Consider the following 15,556-nt stretch of genomic DNA (forward strand, 5'->3'; position numbering starts at 1 on the left):
ACGTTCATCGATCGAACGAGCTCGAAATATATCGATCCGTATCGATGGACGCAACCATCGATCGTCGTCGATACTGACGGCATGACCGCCCCGCAGCCGGCGCAGCTCCCCGGCGACGACGCCGCCACCTACGCGCACTGGTTCGCCTGCCTCGCGGAGCCGGTACGGATCCGGCTGCTGCACGCCGTCGCCACCGCCGGGCACCCGCTCTCGGTGGGCCGACTGGCCGAGCTGGTCGGGATCAGCCAGGCGACCTGCTCCCATCACCTGCGCAAGCTCGCCGAGACCGGCTTCGTCGTCCTCCGCAAGGAGGGCACCACCACCCAGGTCACGGTCAACCCGAACTGCTGCACCGGACTTCCGCACGCCGCCGACGCGGTCATGGGACTGCTCGCTCCCGGGCCCTGCTGTCCCGACGACGTCCCCGAGGACGTCGCCGTCCGCGTCATGACCGACGCCGACCGGGACGACGTCCTGCGCATCTACGCCGAGGGCATCGCCACCGGGCACGCGACCTTCGAGACCGAGGTCCCCGACCGCGCGGACCTGGACGCCGACCGGCTACCCGGCCACCGCTGGGTGGCCGAGCTCGACGGCCGGGTCGTCGGCTGGGCCGCCGCCCGTCGCGTGTCGGCCCGGCCGGTCTACCGGGGCGTGGCCGAGACCGCGATCTACGTGGCCGACGGTCACCGGGGTCGCGGCGTCGGCCGGGCCCTGATCCGTCACCAGGTCTGCGCGGCCGACGACGCCGGTCTCTGGACCCTGCAGACCTCGATCTTCCCCGAGAACCGTGCCGCCCTGGCGCTGCACCACTCGGCCGGCTACCGCACGCTCGGCGTCCGTGAACGGATCGGGCAGCATCACGGCCGGTGGCGGGACGTCGTGTTCCTCGAACGTCGTGCCGACGCCCGTGGCCGGTCCGCTCCTTCCACTCGGGCGGGCAGCAGTTGAACCGTGTGTGAGTCCTGGCCGTCCCCGCCCGCGTGTGCCGCCCGGTCGGTCGGATGCCCGTGCTGCTCGATCTCCCGGCAGGTGACTCACGATGCGCGATCTTCCTCGATCCCGCCTGCGTCCGAGGTGAGCGTCTCGGCGACGGCCGCGAGTCGCGTGAGAACGGCCTGCAGACGGTGGTCGCTCCGGCCGCCCCGACGTGTGCAGGTCATGAACCTGCACACCGGCAGCGGCGTGCCGTCGAGCCTGCGCCGCACGACGTCGAGGCCCCCCGGGAGACGCGCCAGCCGGGGAACGAGCGCGACGCCGAGGCCGTGCGCGACGAGGGTCGCCGACACGCTCCACTCCCGGGTCTCATGGGCGATCCTCGGCGTGAATCCTGCGGCGTTGCAGGCCGACAGGGTGTGCTGTCGATAGGACGTCTCCGGCAGGCCCAGGATCCATTGTTCGGCTGCTGCGTCGATCAAGGAGACCGCGTCGCTGTGCGCGAGCGGGTGGCCGGCGGGAACCAGCAGCTCGAACGGATCCACCAGCAGCGATCGTTGCTCGAAGCGACGGTCGTTCAACGGCGGGCTCGCGGGCGTCGCATCGATGACGGCCAGATCCGACTCACCGGAGAAGACCCTGTCGAAGGCGACATCGGGCTCGCACTCGAGGAGGGCGACGGACAGCGTCGGGTGGTCATGAGCGAGTGCTACCACCGTCGGGGCGAGCAGTGTCGAGACGGCGGTCGGGACCCCGCACAGCCGGATCGTGCCGGCCAGTCGTTCGTCGTGTCGCCGTAGTTCGGACTGTGCGAGCTGCCAGCGCTCCTCGATGGCGTCCGCGTGCACGAGAAGGTCCCGCGCAGCCGCTGTCAGACGCACTCGTCGGCCATCGGGCTCCAGCAGCAGCACGCCGAGTTCTCGCGCCAGCGTCCGGACCTGTTGTGACGCCGCGGAGGGAGTGAGGTGCAGAGCCTGCGCCGCCGCAGTCACCGTCCCGTAGTGCGCCACGGCGCGGAGCACACCGAGTCGGCGTAAGTCGACCATGAAGGTGATTCTTCACCGAATACGCAAAATCTTCCACATGGACTTCACATAGATCGGGCCGCACCCTTCAGGGGTGAGATCTGCCGACCCGCCTGCCGCCGTGCCGGCCCGACCTCCGGCCCCCGATCACGATCGTCGACGGGACAACGCCCCGACGAGGCCGCGACGACGCTCGATCCGTGTTCTCCGTGCAGTCGTCGTCAGCGCGCTTGCCGGCGCAACAGCCCTCGCGATCGGCGCGATCCTGCCCTCCGGTGTCGTCGCGATCAGCGTCGTCGCCGCGATCTTCGTCGGGGTCGTGACCCGGACCCTGAGCTGGGTGGCGGGCGGACCGACCGACGAGCGTGCGAGCTTCGTCGCAGTGGCGGCCGGCGCAGGTGCCGGGGCAGCGACCCTGGCGCTCGCAGCCCTGTGCGTCGTCGCCGGGCCTGCAGCGCTGGTACTCGTGCCGCTCGCGACCGCGGCAGGTCTCGCGACGTGCTGGATCCGAATTTCCTGAGCAGATGGAATCGCATGATCGACCCCAGGTGGGTATTCCTCGGTGCAGCACTCGGCGCGGCAGGAAGTGCGCGCTACTGCATTGCCATAGTCCACGGAAGGGCGTCACCGAATCTCGTAACATGGATCCTGTGGGCAGTGGCCGGACTCACTGCGTTCCTGGCCCAACTCGACTCCGGAGTAGGGCTGCCGGCGGCCCTCACCCTTGCCGCAGGACTCGGCCCTGTCGCAGTCGTCACCACGGCGATGCTCAGCGGGCGGAGCCGATTGCAGGTGGACAGACTCGACGTCGCGTGCGGACTGACCGCTGTCCTCGCGCTCGTCGCCTGGCTGGTGCTGGATCGAGCACCCGTGGCGGTTGCGCTCGCCGTCGCGGCGGACGCCGTGGCCGCCGCACCGACGATCAGGAAGGTCTGGAACGCGCCACGCTCCGAAAGCACATTGTTCTACGTGCTCGTCGGCACGGGCGCTGTGATCGCATTGCTCACCATCGATGCATGGGAGCCGGCGGCGTGGGTCTTCCCCGCTTACATCGTCGTTCTCTGCGGGACGATAGCGATGATTGCAACGGTGCGAAGCGATGTGCTCCGCGGAAGCCGGGTGAGGGCATAGGATTGAAAAAACCGACCAGTCGCCCCATGGGCGGCCGCTCGACGATGCCTCAGGACTTCACTTCGGCCGCAAGGTCACCGCGACCGACGCCGAGGACGTCCTGGAGATCTTCAAAAAACGTCGACCCCCGGAACCCACTGGTGCGGGTTTCCTGGGGGTCGATCTTGGTCGAGGCTTCGACGTGAGCCTCCGACTTGGGAATGTGCTCCTCCGACTGGACTCGAACCAGTAACCGCCCGAACCAAGATCGGCGTCGTTCACGGGGCACCGTCCTCTGCCGTTGCTCGTCCTGAGCTGCGAGCACCTCGCAGGGACGCTGGCGTCCATGGCAGTCGTTTGGTGACGCGCGCTGTCGATACCTGGGGGTTTACTGGGACGATCCCGCTACGCCGCGCACATCATCCGTGTCCGGTCCCGGAGTCACACTCCGGCGGCTTGGCCCACTCCCCCAGCTTGTAGCGGCCCCGATGAACGCCCCTGAAGAGCTCGGGAAACATCTTCTTTGAGTCGTCATCGGACAGCGCCGGCACCACCCGGGTGATCCGGGGACGAACCACGTCGTAGTCCTCGTTCATGAACCGGAGTTGATCGCCAACCAGTTCGTCGAAGTAGATCAGGGGGGCACGGCCCGTGCGTCCGGCTGACACGATCCGGCGACGAGCGGCGGCGAGCCGTTGGAAGCACCACAACACGGTGAACCAGGCTTCTCGTGCGTCCTCGACGTCGCTGGCTGGGATCTGCTCGCTCTCCTGAAAACACACTCCGCCGAGGACGTTGCGGGCCTGCGCGACCTCGCCTGTGGTGAGGTCGATATGAGCCTGCCGGGCGAGCTCGAAGAGCTGCCCACGAAAATTCGTCCAGGCTATCGCCGCAGCCAGGAACGCAGCCGTCGCCGACAACACGCCGGCGAGCGCAGCAACAAGTTCGGTCACGCGGGACAGTCTGCCTCCCTGGCTTCTGATTGACACCAGGTCTAACCCTCCCAGGGGTGCGGAAGACGTTGAAGCGGAACGAATCGGCACGATCCGCAGACCTGCGGCGCTCGCGATCGCACATGGCCTGAGCTGCGTGAACGTGTCCTGACTCCTGCCGTCGACTATCGCTGTCGGTGGACGTCCTGACGAACGACTGACGAACGGCTGCGGCGTTCCTCGGGCCCCGGCAGACTGCCGAGATGCCGCCTGCTCCCCCACCGATCGAGTCCGTCATCGACGAGCTGATCGACAACCCGGTCCGCACCCAGCACGTCCGAACTCAGGTGCCGTCGGCGCCGGGCCTCTACGCCTGGTGGGCGCCTCCCGCCATCCTGCCCGACCTGCCGGGTCGTCTCCACCCGACGGTGCCGGATCTGCGGCTCATCTATGTCGGTCTCGCGACGAAGCTCCGCTCCCGGATCGCCTCGAATCACCTTCGTCGGAGCGGCAGCTCCACGCTCCGACGAACACTCGCCGGCCTCCTGCAGGATGAGCAGGACTACCGCACCCGCTGGACCGATCGCGTCGTACTCGTCGACGACGACGAAGATCGGCTCACCGAGTGGATGGCCAGCAAGCTCCGCGTGTCCTGGTGCGAGCATCCGACACCGCGTGACGTTGAAGCCGATGTCATCCGGGCCCTAGACCCGCCCCTCAACGTCGACCACGCCTCGGGCCCCGCCACCCACGTCGTCAAGGCCGCTCGACGGCGCTACTACGACAGCGCCGGGCCGCGCCCGTCCGACGGACAGCCGTAGCCCGTTGACTCCTACAAGAAGCGAAGAATCCGCGGTCTATCACGTCAGTCTTCCTGCCGAACGGAGCACCTTAATCGCTGTCAATGCGGCATTATCCCTATACGTCTTACTCTCTGCGACCTTGATAGCTACTTCTGCCACCTCCGTCAGATTAAATACCTTAATCGGCCCACCGCCGACATTCTGAGATCCACACCATTGGCGAATCTCTTGTTCGTGCAATCCAGTAGTTGGCGCGGCGAAGCGCCCAGCATATAGGCGAAACTCGACTTGCTCAGGGAGGTATCCGAATCTCTGGCATGCACCATCGAGAACGGCATCACGCAACTCAGGATTGTTTAGGAGCGCATATCCACGATGATGAGAGGCAGACTCAGGGCCGACTGTTACGTGTTCGACCGCCACTCCTCGGGAGCCCAAGAAGGACTTAACAGTGGCCAGGACCAGACGGTCCGCCCTTGCCCCGACAAGGTCTACCTCGTAGCCGTGAACTTGTACTTCCTCGTACGCCAACTTCTTAGTTCGCCGTGGAACCGGAAACTTGATCGCTTCGGACACGACCAAGCCTTCATCCTCCATGGCCAACGCGACAAACGACTCGAATGCTTCCATGCAGGCGATTCTCCAGTACAGCCCCCTGGCCGTACCGGCCAACCCGACGACAGGTCCTCCTTGCACCTCAGGCCCCGCGACTCAGTCGTCAACGCACCCCCGACGCCGCTACCACGACGGTCCTGAGCCTCGTTGACCTACCAATCGTCGGGCCCTCACCCGCGGAGACAAGATCCACTACTTCCGGCTGCGCGCGACGTTCGCCGACGCCTCTCGTGCACTGCGCGGACTCGCCGCCGCATCTTCCACCGACGACGGTCCGTCGCCGGCTTCTGTCGTTCAATTCCGGGGGGGGGGAACCCGGGGGCGAGCCCACTCCCCCGCGCCTTCTGAGTGCCATCCCGTCGACCTGTCGCCAGACCGACCGTGCGGGCGCCCGTGGGCGGCCCTCGACGCAACCGCACCCGACCATGCCACGCTCCGCCCACGGGTGTTCGTGCGGTACGCCCTCCGGGAGGTCGGCGGGATGGCACCGCGCCACCATCCCGGAGACCTGCCAGCCCGGCGAGGGCGCCTTTGATCCCTATTTGCGCATGGCCCCCGGCAAGGAACAAATCCCCGGATACCGACTCACCTCTTGGGGCGGTGCCTAGACGGAAACAGCATGATCTTCTCTCGCATCACTCAGGGTTGGTGGCAATCTTCAGGGCAGCCCAAGACCCCGCATCTCTAATGTGCGACTCTGTAGCGAAAACATAATGCCACTCGCCGAACTGATCGGCGTCGCGAACACTGCGAGCCCAGTGCTCAGCAGCCTCCTTCTTGCGAAGCACATCAGCATCGTTGGAGTTCTTGTCCGACTTCCCTTCAATGACCCAATAGACGCCAGCCGTATCTAACGCAACAAAATCAGGAAAGTAGTTGCCATCTGCGGTTGGAATAAACGCGGACCCATTGGTGTATATGCGAAGCCACCACTGGATCTCATCGTCCCGATCGAAGAGCTGTGCCAGTTTCCACTCGGTCGATCCGGCGTCAAAAGATGCGACAGGCATGATGTTCCTCTGCCAGCCCTTGAACTGAACGTGCTTGGCAAACCCGTCGTTGTACGCATCTCTTGCTGCACCATCGACAAGCACCGGCTCGATTGGCAGGGTTATCGGGGCAAGCTCATATGTCATCTGCCGCTTCCGCTTCGCGTAGGCCGCACCGATCAGCGCTGTCATACCCTTAATCGCGTGCATGCGGCGATTCTCGCCCCAGTCTGCTGCTTCCTTGCCGGTCGAAACTCCGGCCCCTCGAAGAAATGCCTCGGCGATTCGCTTGGCTGCGTTCTTCTCCTTCGCGGTCTCCTCAGCTTGACGGAAAACAGCAGCCACGAGATCCGCCTTCACAGTGTCGATTCCAGTAAGTGCTTGCTGGGCTTCGACGTTCTTCTGCGGAGCGACCTTGATCACCACGTCGCCATCTTCGCGAGCCGCGATAAGAGCGTCCTTCGAGAGGAACGACGGGACTTCCGTGATGAACCGAGCACCAGCTGCTTGTGCGTCACCGTCCGGAATATCCGACAGACTGAAAGCGGCGAAAGTAAGGCGTGATTCACGGCGTGGAAAGACGATCTGAGGGGCGCCCTTCACACGTGACTGTGGCTGCGGAGGCTGCTCTGCTCGCCGTTCGGCGCTCTCGACAATGAACAGGCCCGGCGAAGCGGACTCGCTGTCGTCATCCCTGATCGTGAACGCATGCGCCTGTGCTTCTTCGCCCCCTCGCCCCGGCTGCCCCGGCACAACAGGGTCTTCCGCCAGCTTCTCGGCTCGACCGGTTGGGAGCGTCGGATCCGGGACCACCAGGTTGCCAGCAGTGGTCGCCGCGCCCTGCTCGTCCACGTCCACTGCAGTCGGGGGAGCCTGCAGACGCTGCCGGAGAACGTCCTTCTGTGCAAGCAACTGCTTGTATGAGTCGTGGGCCACCAGGTCAACCTGATCCACCATTGGCACGTCGGTCCTGGAACCGAAAGGGAGCCTAAGACCACGACCGAGGATTTGCTCTGTCAGCGTCTGCGACGCGAGCCTCCGCAATGCGACAATGACAGCGATATTCTTGACATCCCAACCTTCGCGCAACATGTTTACCGACACAATTGCTCGAATCGGCGATTGGGGAGACTCGACCTCCGCAAGTGCCGTGAGCGCCTCGTCAGACGACTGTGAGGAGACTTCCAGGATAGCGGAAGGGCTTCCAATGAATCCATCCTGCGCGAGAATTTGACCGGTCTCGGTGGCGTGCTCGATGGAAGTGCAGACGACGAAAAGGACAGGTTTGACCTTGGTCTGGCCTGGACGGATGTCGAGATACTGGAGATACGCCGCCTCCTTCTGACGAAGAAGGTGGCAGGCGTCAGCCAGCTGAGTCCGTTCCCCCTTCATGCCGTCCGTACGGTACACAATGACTGGAACCTTCACATGGCCGTCCGCGATCGCCTCTCCAAGAGAGTACTGAAAGACCAGTTTTTCGACGTCTGCCTGAGCAGGAGTCGCAGTTAATCCGACAAGGCCGAGAGGCTTAAGGTCGCGGATCGCCCCAGAGAAGGCCTTAGCCTTCTCGTGGTAAATGTGGTGTTCGTCGGCGATTACAAGTAGATCAGTCGCGCCTTTAAGGTAGGAGTATAGATCGTCGCCAAGGTTCTCGTCGGTATCTCTGACCTTCCGCGAGACCTTGTCTGTGGGGCGGATTAGCTGCTGCACATTAAAGACGAACACCTTCAGTTCGTCTACGTCTCGCAGCGCCGCTGCGACGTCGCCACTCCGGAAATTCTCAGGTGTAATTACGGTTGGCTGATAATCAGCCCCAGCAATAAACTTGCCGCTCGCAGCACTAAAGTTGGCAAGGGTCTTGTTCTGAATTACGCTTCCTGGAGTCACCACCAGGACGTGACGAACCCCTTGACTTGCAACATAATCGACAAGCGACGACATGAGGAAGGTTTTTCCGGCTCTTCCGGAAATGGAGTGCAGGTGAGGGCGTGAGCGACCGCGGGAGTCGGGTCGTGTCGCTGCACTGAGGCGGGCCCCGAGAAGTTGATGATGAAGGTTCCTACACCGAAACATCGTCGAACACCCCGGGGACCCGATGTCGCAGCCTACGTGCCCGCCTGCCCAGATCGTGGCCGACACGATCGTCCGTACCGTCGAGCTCGGTGTGCGGATCACCGACGCCGCGCTGGACGGTGAGACGACGGTGGTGTGGTGCGAGCTGATCACCGACGGGCCCGACGTGTGTCCGGGGTGCGGGTTGGTCGGGGTCTACCGGGACAGCACCGAGCGCCGCGTCTGTGACGTCCCGGTGGTCGGGCATCCTCTCGTGCTGCGGGTCCGGGTTCCGCGCTACCGGTGTGTGCATGACGGTTGCGCCCGCGAGATCTTCGCTCATGACTCGGCTCGCCTGGCCCGCCCCGGGGCCTCGACCACCCGGCGTTGCGCGGACTATGTGTTGCGCCGCTTGGCGATCGACAAGGCCACCGTCGCCGCGGTCGCCCGGGAGCTCGGCCGGAGCTGGGACACCGTGAACAGCGTCGCGGTCGCCGCGACCGAGCAGCTGCTGCTGCGCGCCGGCCCCGCCCGGCTCGACGGGGTGCAGGTGATCGGGGTCGACGAGCACAAGTGGGCCCACGTGTTCGGCGCCGCGGGCGACGGGTTCGTCACCGTGATCACCGACCTCACCGAGGTCGTCGCGGGCCGAGGACCGGCACGGCTGCTCGACGTGGTCGCGGACCGCTCGGCGGCAGCCTTGAAGACCTGGCTCGACGACCGCGACCAGGCCTTCCGCGACGGGGTCCGGGTCGTGGCGATGGACGGGTTCGGCGGCTACAAGAACGCCGCCACCGACGCCGTCCCGGACGCGGTCACCGTGATGGACCCATTCCACGTCGTCGCCCTCGCCGGCGCGAAGCTCGACCTGTGTCGCCAACGCGTCCAGCAGGACACCCTCGGCCACCGAGGCCGCACCGGTGACCCGCTCTACCGGGCACGTCGCACCCTGCGCACCCGCCTCGCGCTACTCACCGACCGCCAACGCGCCCGGCTCGAGGCGGTGTTCGCCGCCGACGAGCACGTCGCGGTCGAAGTCACGTGGTGGGCCTACCAGCAGATCATCGCCGCCTACGCCGACCAGAACCGTCAACGCGGCAAGACCCTGCTCACCGCCGTGATCAACCGACTGCGCACAGGACTACCGGCCGGGCTCGACGAGCTCACCACCCTGGGACGGACGCTGCACCGGCGACGAAACGACGTCCTGGCCTACTTCGACCACCAAGCCTCGAACGGCCCGACCGAAGCCATCAACGGCCGACTCGAAGCGCTGCGACGCAACGCCCTCGGCTTCCGCAACCTGCTCAACTACCGCATCCGATCACTACTGCACTGCGGAGCCCTCGCACTCTAAAACCGGAAGAGCCGTTTTTCCGACCCCGGTAGCTAGATCTGCGACCAATTCCTTATACTCGCCGTTGGCGTCCGCGAGTGCCGTCACAACTGCTTCAAGGGCGCGTCGATTCGGCACGCGAAGATCGAACCGGGCGGCAATCTCGCAGATTAGCGCTTCATCGAAGGTGACATTGGCAGTCAAGTCACTTCACCGTCTTCCGCTGGAACAAGTCGCGCGGCGCCTTCTTGATCCGCGATCCGGGAGACAGATCGTTGAGTAGCGCCTCTGCTTCAGGCAGAACAACTTTGGCGACAATCACGACGCGCTCCTTTTCGCCGAGGTGTTCCAAGATGGTGCGCACCACGACATCGTCAACCACGCCATCGACTACCGAAAGACGCTGACGACCGCGCACTCCACAGAAGACCGGGTGCTCGGGAGTCAGCGCAAACTTCAGCTGTGCTGCAACAGATTTCGACCAAACGCCATTCGTCGCAGTCTCCGCCAGGAACACCTCATCCTCCTCTGCGTCGAACTCATACATCGACGGGCCAACGACTAGGTGTGAGAACGCCCCGCCGCCATGCCAAGTCGAAGTCACAATCTCCTTCGTTTTGGCGGACGTTCGCAAAGCCTTGAGGGTTGACGAGTCGAGATCAGCGCGCATCTTCGCGAACTTGCCAAGTAGACGAACGAAATTGCGAGCCTCTTCGGGAGTCATCCCCTCCGGGAGTCCTTGTTCACTGTCAGGAACACGTTCACGCTGATTGGTAACTCCACCTCGATCGTTGCCCATGACAACACGGGTTAGGCGCGGCTTAGTGAATGTCGCGACCGTTTCAGGAAGCAGCTCGCATGTCACCCACCGCCTCCCCATCTTGTGAGCAACAGCAGCGGTAGTGCCGGAACCCGCAAAACAATCGAGCACCAAGTCCCCTGGATTGCTTGCAATTTGAATGACGCGCTGAAGCAGTCTCTCGGGCTTAGGCGTGGCGAATGCATTGACTTCCGGAAAGAGCGCCTTTATTTCCGCCTTAGCCTCACGGTTGTGACCAACCAGGTCGTTCGACCACCACGTGGACGCCACTAGCCCGGTATCCGGTACGTACGCTTTTCGACCTAACCCGCCCGTGCCACCGGATCGCAGGACGATCATTGGCCACGTGCCCGCACTATAACGCTCCCTCGCGGACACTTGGGCCCGGTCTAGCGGCACAGCGAGCATTACTGCTCGAACATCGTGACGGACTTCGTCGACTTCGGTTCCGCAGAGATCCGCGCGCTTGGCAGCGTCTCGGATGTCACGTAGCTCATACGCCGCATACTCATTCATATAGCGCAGAATCTGCTTCTGCTCAGTCCACCAGCAACGCCCGCGGGCCGGGTATTGCAGCTCTCCCGTGATTGGATGTTGAATTGCGTAAACCATGCCTTGATGCGAATTTGCGCCCGGCGCGGTTGGATTATCGTCGAACCACGGCTTTAAGTCATGGTCTGGTGAGGAAAATCGTGCGTCAGAATCGGAGGTCCGAGGCAACCGGTTCGGGCGCCAAGATGGCGACGCACGGTAGACAAGGATGGTGTCGTGATCCACAGATAGAAGCTTAGCGTCATTCCGTGTCGAATCCGCTTTTTGCCACACAACTTCGGCAACGAAGTTCTCTGAACCTAATACTTCATCCATAACCACACGGCACCGGTGGACTTCTACGTCATCGAGATGCACCCACACCGAACCGTCATCTGCAAGCAGCGGCTTGATCTGACGGAGTCGGTCCCGGAGGAGTGTCAGCCAGATTGAATGCTCGATGTTATCTTCGTAGTTATCGAATGCTTGTCCTGTGTTGAACGGTGGATCGATGTAGGCCACGGTGACTTTACCGAGGAATTGGTTAGCCCATTCCGGCGTCTTCGCTAGAGCGTCTAGGGCATGCATTGCGTCGCCAGTGATAAGTAAGTTCTCTGCCGTTGACTCAGGAGATTCGTCAGCTGGTTCTCTAGACGCTGAGGACTCGACACGGTCGACTTCGTGGAGAAGGCGAACCTCACGGACGCGCGGATCGTTGCGAGAGGCGAACGTGTAGTCGTATTTTCCGTCGCCCGTTGACAAGAGCGCTTTGTCCTTGTCGGTCCACGTCAACTCAAGTCGGCCGGTATGCCTCGCCACATTCGCCCTCGTTCGCTCTACTCGTCAGTACTACCGTCGACATCGGCAGCCTTCGGCCCTGCGCGATGCTGGCTGGCTGGCCAATAGCTGCCAGGGCCAGCACGCCAGGGTCCAGCCCAGCCTAGTACGAGGGGTGATCTTGCAAATGTGGACCGCGGTTTCGTCATGAACCGCGGCAATGCCGTGCGCCGCGCGGGGACCGGCCGGAGGCCGCACGCCCCGCGCGGCGCCGAAGGCGCCGCCTTGATACCGAATGGAAGGTCTAGACACGGCGAGCGCTCGGGCGACGCGTGAGCAGGTCAGCGGGTGTTCAGTGTCCAGGTCGTGACGGTCTTGTCGTCGTGGCGCTTGGCCCGCGGCAGGTGCTGGCCGTTGGGGTCCTGCTCGGCTTCCCAGCGGTGTAGGTGCTGCAGGAGGACTTGTAGCTCGGCGCCGTCCTTGGCGGCCACGTCGCTCCAGGGCGTGCCCAGGTGGTCGATGGTGCGTTGTGCGCCGTCGGTGGCGAGCGCTGCCCATTCGAGGTCTGCAATGTCGAACTGGTCGAGGATGGCGTGGTGGCCGGCCTCGCCGGTGGCCTCGGCGATCCAGTAGCCGTCATCCCGGTTGCGGGCGCGTAGCTCGTTGCGCTGGAGGTCGGTGAGGAGTTGCCGGTGCGCGTCGTCGTAGCCGCTGCCGTGCTGTAGCCGTTCGCGGTAGTGCTGCCGCTGTCCGGGCGCGATGGACTCAAGCCGGTCGTCGCAGAGTCGAATCTGCTGCCCGTGACGTGTGCCGAGCACGACGCTGCTGTCGCCGAGCACCGCCGCGTCAACGGTGCTGTCGGTCCATCGCAATAGGGCGACGGTGGACGACGGGCCCGCGCCCGGGGACAGGTCGAGCTTTGCGGAAACCGCCTCGATGGCATCAGCGATGACGGCCCGGAGCCCCGCGCCGGAGCGGAGACGTGAACGGAGAGCGTCGAGCAGTGCGTCGACATACTCCTCGGCTGGTGGAACGCCGGGAGCGACCGCGGTAGCGCCGTCGAGAACAATCAGACCGTTCGGAGTTGCAGTCCAGCGGTCTTGGCCCGGGCCGGGTCCTCCCGGCAGTGAGGCGCCGTGCGTGGTCATCACGGCCATCGTCGGGGAGGGACGAGCACGGTCAGGGTGGTGGGGGCCAGGCCGTCGAACTCGCCGCCGACCACCGCGCTGAACGAGGACTCCCCCATCTCGGCCCAGAGGTCTGCGACGTGCTCGGTGAGGTAGTGGGCAGCCGCGACCGAGCCCAGGGCGTGCACTCCGGCGATGTGGATGACGATGCGCCCGGAGGGCATCACGTGCCGGGCGAGGTAGGCGACATCGGCACGGCGCGGCTCGGGATCGTCCAGCGGGGACAGGAACCGCTCCCCCGTCTCCTGGTCGGTGATCCCCCACCGCGCACCGTCGCCGATCGTCATCACGAGCAACGGATCACGCTGCAGGAGCAAGTTGCCGATGTGCGCCGATGCCGGGCCGCAGACCACGACGGCGTCTCCGGCGGGCTCCCACTCCTCCAGCGGATCGATGATCTGGCGCTCGACGGTGAACATCAGCCGCTCGGCCTCGTCGGTGACGTGGGCGCCGGTGGCGTCGTCCTCGCTCGCGATCACCAGGTCATCGCGATTGAGCAGCCGGCGGCCGGGAAGCGCGATGTCGAGCGGGCCAACGCCGAAGAACGCCCGATGCGCCGGCGGGGCACTACTGCGGATCTGGGTGATCCGGCCCTTGGTCAGCCCGAACGCTCGGGCCACCTCGGTGTAGCTGCCGCCCAGCTGGTCGCGTGCCTCTTCGACCGCGGCGCGACGAATACGCGCGAGCTCCACCGAACGCTGCTGGTAGGTCGCCAGCAGGTCGGTCGCCCACCGCCCACGTCGGACCGGGTCCGACTCCAGGCGCAGCGCGTGGAACTCGTCGTCAACTTGAGGCACACCACGAGTTTAGGCCCCTTGACAAGCTCTCTTCCCGGACCCATCCTGGTTTAGCCCCCTCAACCCGTGTCGATCGGCACTCCGAGAGTTTAGGGGGCTTAACAGAGAGGTAGGAGCATGCGAAACCTTCCCGTGGTGATGACCCAGTACAAGCTCACGGTCGTCGAGCCGCCCGCGCCGAAGACCCGTGAGGACGCCAACGGTGCGCAGGTGCCGGTGACCGACCGGGACGGGGTCGCGCAGTTCGCGGTGTCGCTGTTCGCGAAGCTGCAGGTGGGGCCGGGTGAGCGGGCGCCGAAGGGTGAGGAGATCAAGGTGACCCTGACCGCGGACCCGGGTGAGGGGTTCCCGGAGGACACCCGGGTGGAGCTGCTGGACCCGCAGATCAATCCGTACTCGATCGAGTCCCCGGACGGGCGCACGGTCTCGGGGATCGCGTTCAAGGCGATGGGTCTCAAGCACACCACCCCGGCGCCGATGCCGACCCGGCGCCACAACAGGGACGGCGACGGCGAGTCCTGACCGGCGCCAGTAGCGCCGACCGCCCGTAGACCTGCACGGGCCTGGTCGCCTGATGTAGCGGCCCACTCTTTCCGCCGGACCCGGTTCCGGCAGATCGATGCAATTCCGACGTGGGGACACGTGTGTCTCCGACCAGGGGTGATCGCCGGTGGTGTGTGGCGAATGCAGCGGTAGCCGCGCCTGCGATGTGTGTGACGGCTACGGCGACTCGATCAACGGGATCGAGTGCGCGGCATGTGGCGGTTCCGGGGCCTGCCCGGGCTGCTTCGGAGAAGGCGAGACCAGCGGCCCGGCGTCGCTGGCCGGAACGGAGATGACGCGATGAACACGACCACCAACACCCGCCCCCGGGTCACCGCCGGGGTGGGCCGTCTGGTGCGGCGCCTGGAGATCGAACGGCGCCGCTGGTCCCGCACTGAACTGCCGGTGGTGCCGACCGAGCAGGCGTGGCGAGCCGGGGTCGCGGAGGGCCTGCGCCTGGCCCAGCTCGCGATCCGTAAGGGGGTCTGACCGTCGTGGCGATCAGCCTCGGCCCGCGGGACCGGATCAAAACGTTGCCGAAGGTCAACCGGCGGGCGCTGCGCAAGTACGGCGAGTTCTGGCGCGCCCTGCAGCTGGTCGGCGACGCCCTGGCCGACGCGGAGAAGGTCGCGGCCAAGGCCACCGACACCCGGTCCAAGCGGAGCGGGAAGGGCGCCTCGGCCAAGGCCGGCGCCGACCGGCAGCACTGGTCGGTGGCCTCCCCCGACGAGATCAGCGCGTCGGCGAAGAAGGCCCACGGCTCGCTGAAGGTGATGGCGAGCTCGGCGAAGAAGTGGGAGGCCGAGCTGGTCTCTCGGGAGTGGAGGAAGTGATGTCGAAGGCCGTCGACCGCACCGTCGAAGAGCTGGATGCCGCGATGCGTGAACTCAGGCGCTCGCTGCATGGGATCCCGTATCGGACCGGTGGGTTCAAGAACACCCACGACAACCTCGCCCGCGACGTCGCGCACCTGACGGTGCATCTGGACTCGGCCCGCGGCGCGCTGCGCGAACAGAAATGACCACCACCGGTGGTGGGGCGCCCGCCGAACTGATTCTTGGCGGAAACACCGGCAGGCGCCCCGCTACCCGGCCAACTCATCT

The 15,556-nt window shown here is 65.0% G+C and carries 16 protein-coding genes; 9 read left to right on the forward strand and 7 right to left on the reverse strand.

All coding sequences use genetic code 11. From position 1 onward, the window contains the following. Positions 1 to 81 precede the first annotated feature (81 nt). Positions 82 to 951 carry a helix-turn-helix domain-containing GNAT family N-acetyltransferase gene (locus JOF36_RS26740; RefSeq protein WP_210032136.1) on the forward strand — a complete coding sequence of 290 codons (870 nt, stop codon included), beginning with the start codon at positions 82 to 84 and terminating at the stop codon, positions 949 to 951. An 86-nt stretch (positions 952 to 1,037) separates the two neighbouring features. Here the strand turns inward: JOF36_RS26740 and JOF36_RS26745 are convergent, their stop codons facing one another. Then, entirely contained in the window at positions 1,038 to 1,982 is a 945-nt protein-coding gene (locus JOF36_RS26745) for a LysR family transcriptional regulator (protein ID WP_210032143.1), read from the reverse strand. A 73-nt stretch (positions 1,983 to 2,055) separates the two neighbouring features. Here JOF36_RS26745 and JOF36_RS26750 point away from each other — a divergent pair, with 73 nt between their 5' ends. Then, positions 2,056 to 2,481 (forward strand): hypothetical protein, encoded by a 426-nt coding sequence (locus JOF36_RS26750; protein ID WP_210032145.1) that lies wholly within the window; start codon positions 2,056 to 2,058, stop codon positions 2,479 to 2,481. Between the two features lie 14 nt (positions 2,482 to 2,495). After that, complete coding sequence (locus JOF36_RS26755) at positions 2,496 to 3,092, forward strand: hypothetical protein (protein WP_210032147.1); 597 nt, start codon at positions 2,496 to 2,498, stop codon at positions 3,090 to 3,092. A gap of 398 nt (positions 3,093 to 3,490) precedes the next feature. Here the strand turns inward: JOF36_RS26755 and JOF36_RS26760 are convergent, their stop codons facing one another. Continuing rightward, positions 3,491 to 4,024, reverse strand: a complete 534-nt coding sequence (locus tag JOF36_RS26760) for a hypothetical protein (RefSeq protein WP_210032149.1) — start codon at positions 4,022 to 4,024, stop codon at positions 3,491 to 3,493. Between the two features lie 242 nt (positions 4,025 to 4,266). Between JOF36_RS26760 and JOF36_RS26765 the strand changes: the two genes are divergently transcribed. Next, entirely contained in the window at positions 4,267 to 4,824 is a 558-nt protein-coding gene (locus JOF36_RS26765) for a GIY-YIG nuclease family protein (RefSeq protein WP_210032152.1), read from the forward strand. 39 nt (positions 4,825 to 4,863) lie between these two features. Here JOF36_RS26765 and JOF36_RS26770 read toward each other — a convergent pair whose 3' ends face one another. Next, the gene (locus JOF36_RS26770; protein WP_210032153.1) at positions 4,864 to 5,436 is read right to left on the reverse strand and encodes a hypothetical protein; all 573 of its coding nucleotides are present in this window, start codon (positions 5,434 to 5,436) and stop codon (positions 4,864 to 4,866) included. 620 nt (positions 5,437 to 6,056) lie between these two features. Then, positions 6,057 to 8,483: a DEAD/DEAH box helicase gene (locus JOF36_RS26775; RefSeq protein WP_281072748.1), complete on the reverse strand. Its 2,427-nt coding sequence runs from the start codon at positions 8,481 to 8,483 to the stop codon at positions 6,057 to 6,059. A gap of 22 nt (positions 8,484 to 8,505) precedes the next feature. On the opposite strand from JOF36_RS26775, the gene JOF36_RS26780 reads away from it, so the two are divergent. Continuing rightward, positions 8,506 to 9,819, forward strand: a complete 1,314-nt coding sequence (locus JOF36_RS26780; RefSeq protein ID WP_210032157.1) for an ISL3 family transposase — start codon at positions 8,506 to 8,508, stop codon at positions 9,817 to 9,819. A gap of 184 nt (positions 9,820 to 10,003) precedes the next feature. On the opposite strand, the gene JOF36_RS26785 is transcribed toward JOF36_RS26780, so the two are convergent. The 3 genes from JOF36_RS26785 to JOF36_RS26795 form a co-directional block, all read right to left on the reverse strand. Further along, positions 10,004 to 11,968 carry a site-specific DNA-methyltransferase gene (locus tag JOF36_RS26785; RefSeq protein WP_210032165.1) on the reverse strand — a complete coding sequence of 655 codons (1,965 nt, stop codon included), beginning with the start codon at positions 11,966 to 11,968 and terminating at the stop codon, positions 10,004 to 10,006. A 299-nt stretch (positions 11,969 to 12,267) separates the two neighbouring features. Further along, positions 12,268 to 13,074 carry a protein phosphatase 2C domain-containing protein gene (locus JOF36_RS26790; RefSeq protein WP_210032167.1) on the reverse strand — a complete coding sequence of 269 codons (807 nt, stop codon included), beginning with the start codon at positions 13,072 to 13,074 and terminating at the stop codon, positions 12,268 to 12,270. Continuing rightward, complete coding sequence (locus JOF36_RS26795) at positions 13,074 to 13,910, reverse strand: hypothetical protein (protein ID WP_210032169.1); 837 nt, start codon at positions 13,908 to 13,910, stop codon at positions 13,074 to 13,076. Before JOF36_RS26795 ends, JOF36_RS26790 begins: the two co-directional genes overlap by 1 nt. Before the next feature lie 117 nt (positions 13,911 to 14,027). Between JOF36_RS26795 and JOF36_RS26800 the strand changes: the two genes are divergently transcribed. The 4 genes from JOF36_RS26800 to JOF36_RS26815 all read left to right on the forward strand — a co-directional run bounded on the left by JOF36_RS26800 (position 14,028) and on the right by JOF36_RS26815 (position 15,474). Continuing rightward, complete coding sequence (locus JOF36_RS26800; protein WP_245350995.1) at positions 14,028 to 14,432, forward strand: hypothetical protein; 405 nt, start codon at positions 14,028 to 14,030, stop codon at positions 14,430 to 14,432. Positions 14,433 to 14,753: 321 nt separating this feature from the next. After that, positions 14,754 to 14,942 (forward strand): hypothetical protein, encoded by a 189-nt coding sequence (locus JOF36_RS26805; protein WP_210032178.1) that lies wholly within the window; start codon positions 14,754 to 14,756, stop codon positions 14,940 to 14,942. 5 nt (positions 14,943 to 14,947) lie between these two features. Then, complete coding sequence (locus tag JOF36_RS26810; RefSeq protein ID WP_210032187.1) at positions 14,948 to 15,286, forward strand: hypothetical protein; 339 nt, start codon at positions 14,948 to 14,950, stop codon at positions 15,284 to 15,286. Beyond that, complete coding sequence (locus tag JOF36_RS26815; RefSeq protein WP_161152823.1) at positions 15,286 to 15,474, forward strand: hypothetical protein; 189 nt, start codon at positions 15,286 to 15,288, stop codon at positions 15,472 to 15,474. Before JOF36_RS26810 ends, JOF36_RS26815 begins: the two co-directional genes overlap by 1 nt. Positions 15,475 to 15,556: the final 82 nt, after the last annotated feature.

Source organism: Pseudonocardia parietis (genome assembly GCF_017876315.1).
In the GTDB taxonomy this organism is placed as follows: domain Bacteria; phylum Actinomycetota; class Actinomycetes; order Mycobacteriales; family Pseudonocardiaceae; genus Pseudonocardia; species Pseudonocardia parietis.

Bases quoted from the DNA above. Each gene is read 5' to 3' on its own strand.
- JOF36_RS26800 (WP_245350995.1), top strand. From the start codon at position 14,028: ATGCGAAACCTTCCCGTGGTGATGACCCAGTACAAGCTCACGGTCGTC.
- JOF36_RS26775 (WP_281072748.1), bottom strand. From the start codon at position 8,483: ATGTTTCGGTGTAGGAACCTTCATCATCAACTTCTCGGGGCCCGCCTC.
- JOF36_RS26745 (WP_210032143.1), bottom strand. From the start codon at position 1,982: ATGGTCGACTTACGCCGACTCGGTGTGCTCCGCGCCGTGGCGCACTAC.
- JOF36_RS26765 (WP_210032152.1), top strand. From the start codon at position 4,267: ATGCCGCCTGCTCCCCCACCGATCGAGTCCGTCATCGACGAGCTGATC.
- JOF36_RS26805 (WP_210032178.1), top strand. From the start codon at position 14,754: ATGAACACGACCACCAACACCCGCCCCCGGGTCACCGCCGGGGTGGGC.
- JOF36_RS26740 (WP_210032136.1), top strand. From the start codon at position 82: ATGACCGCCCCGCAGCCGGCGCAGCTCCCCGGCGACGACGCCGCCACC.
- JOF36_RS26770 (WP_210032153.1), bottom strand. From the start codon at position 5,436: ATGGAAGCATTCGAGTCGTTTGTCGCGTTGGCCATGGAGGATGAAGGC.
- JOF36_RS26755 (WP_210032147.1), top strand. From the start codon at position 2,496: ATGATCGACCCCAGGTGGGTATTCCTCGGTGCAGCACTCGGCGCGGCA.
- JOF36_RS26815 (WP_161152823.1), top strand. From the start codon at position 15,286: ATGTCGAAGGCCGTCGACCGCACCGTCGAAGAGCTGGATGCCGCGATG.
- JOF36_RS26790 (WP_210032167.1), bottom strand. From the start codon at position 13,074: ATGACCACGCACGGCGCCTCACTGCCGGGAGGACCCGGCCCGGGCCAA.
- JOF36_RS26780 (WP_210032157.1), top strand. From the start codon at position 8,506: ATGTCGCAGCCTACGTGCCCGCCTGCCCAGATCGTGGCCGACACGATC.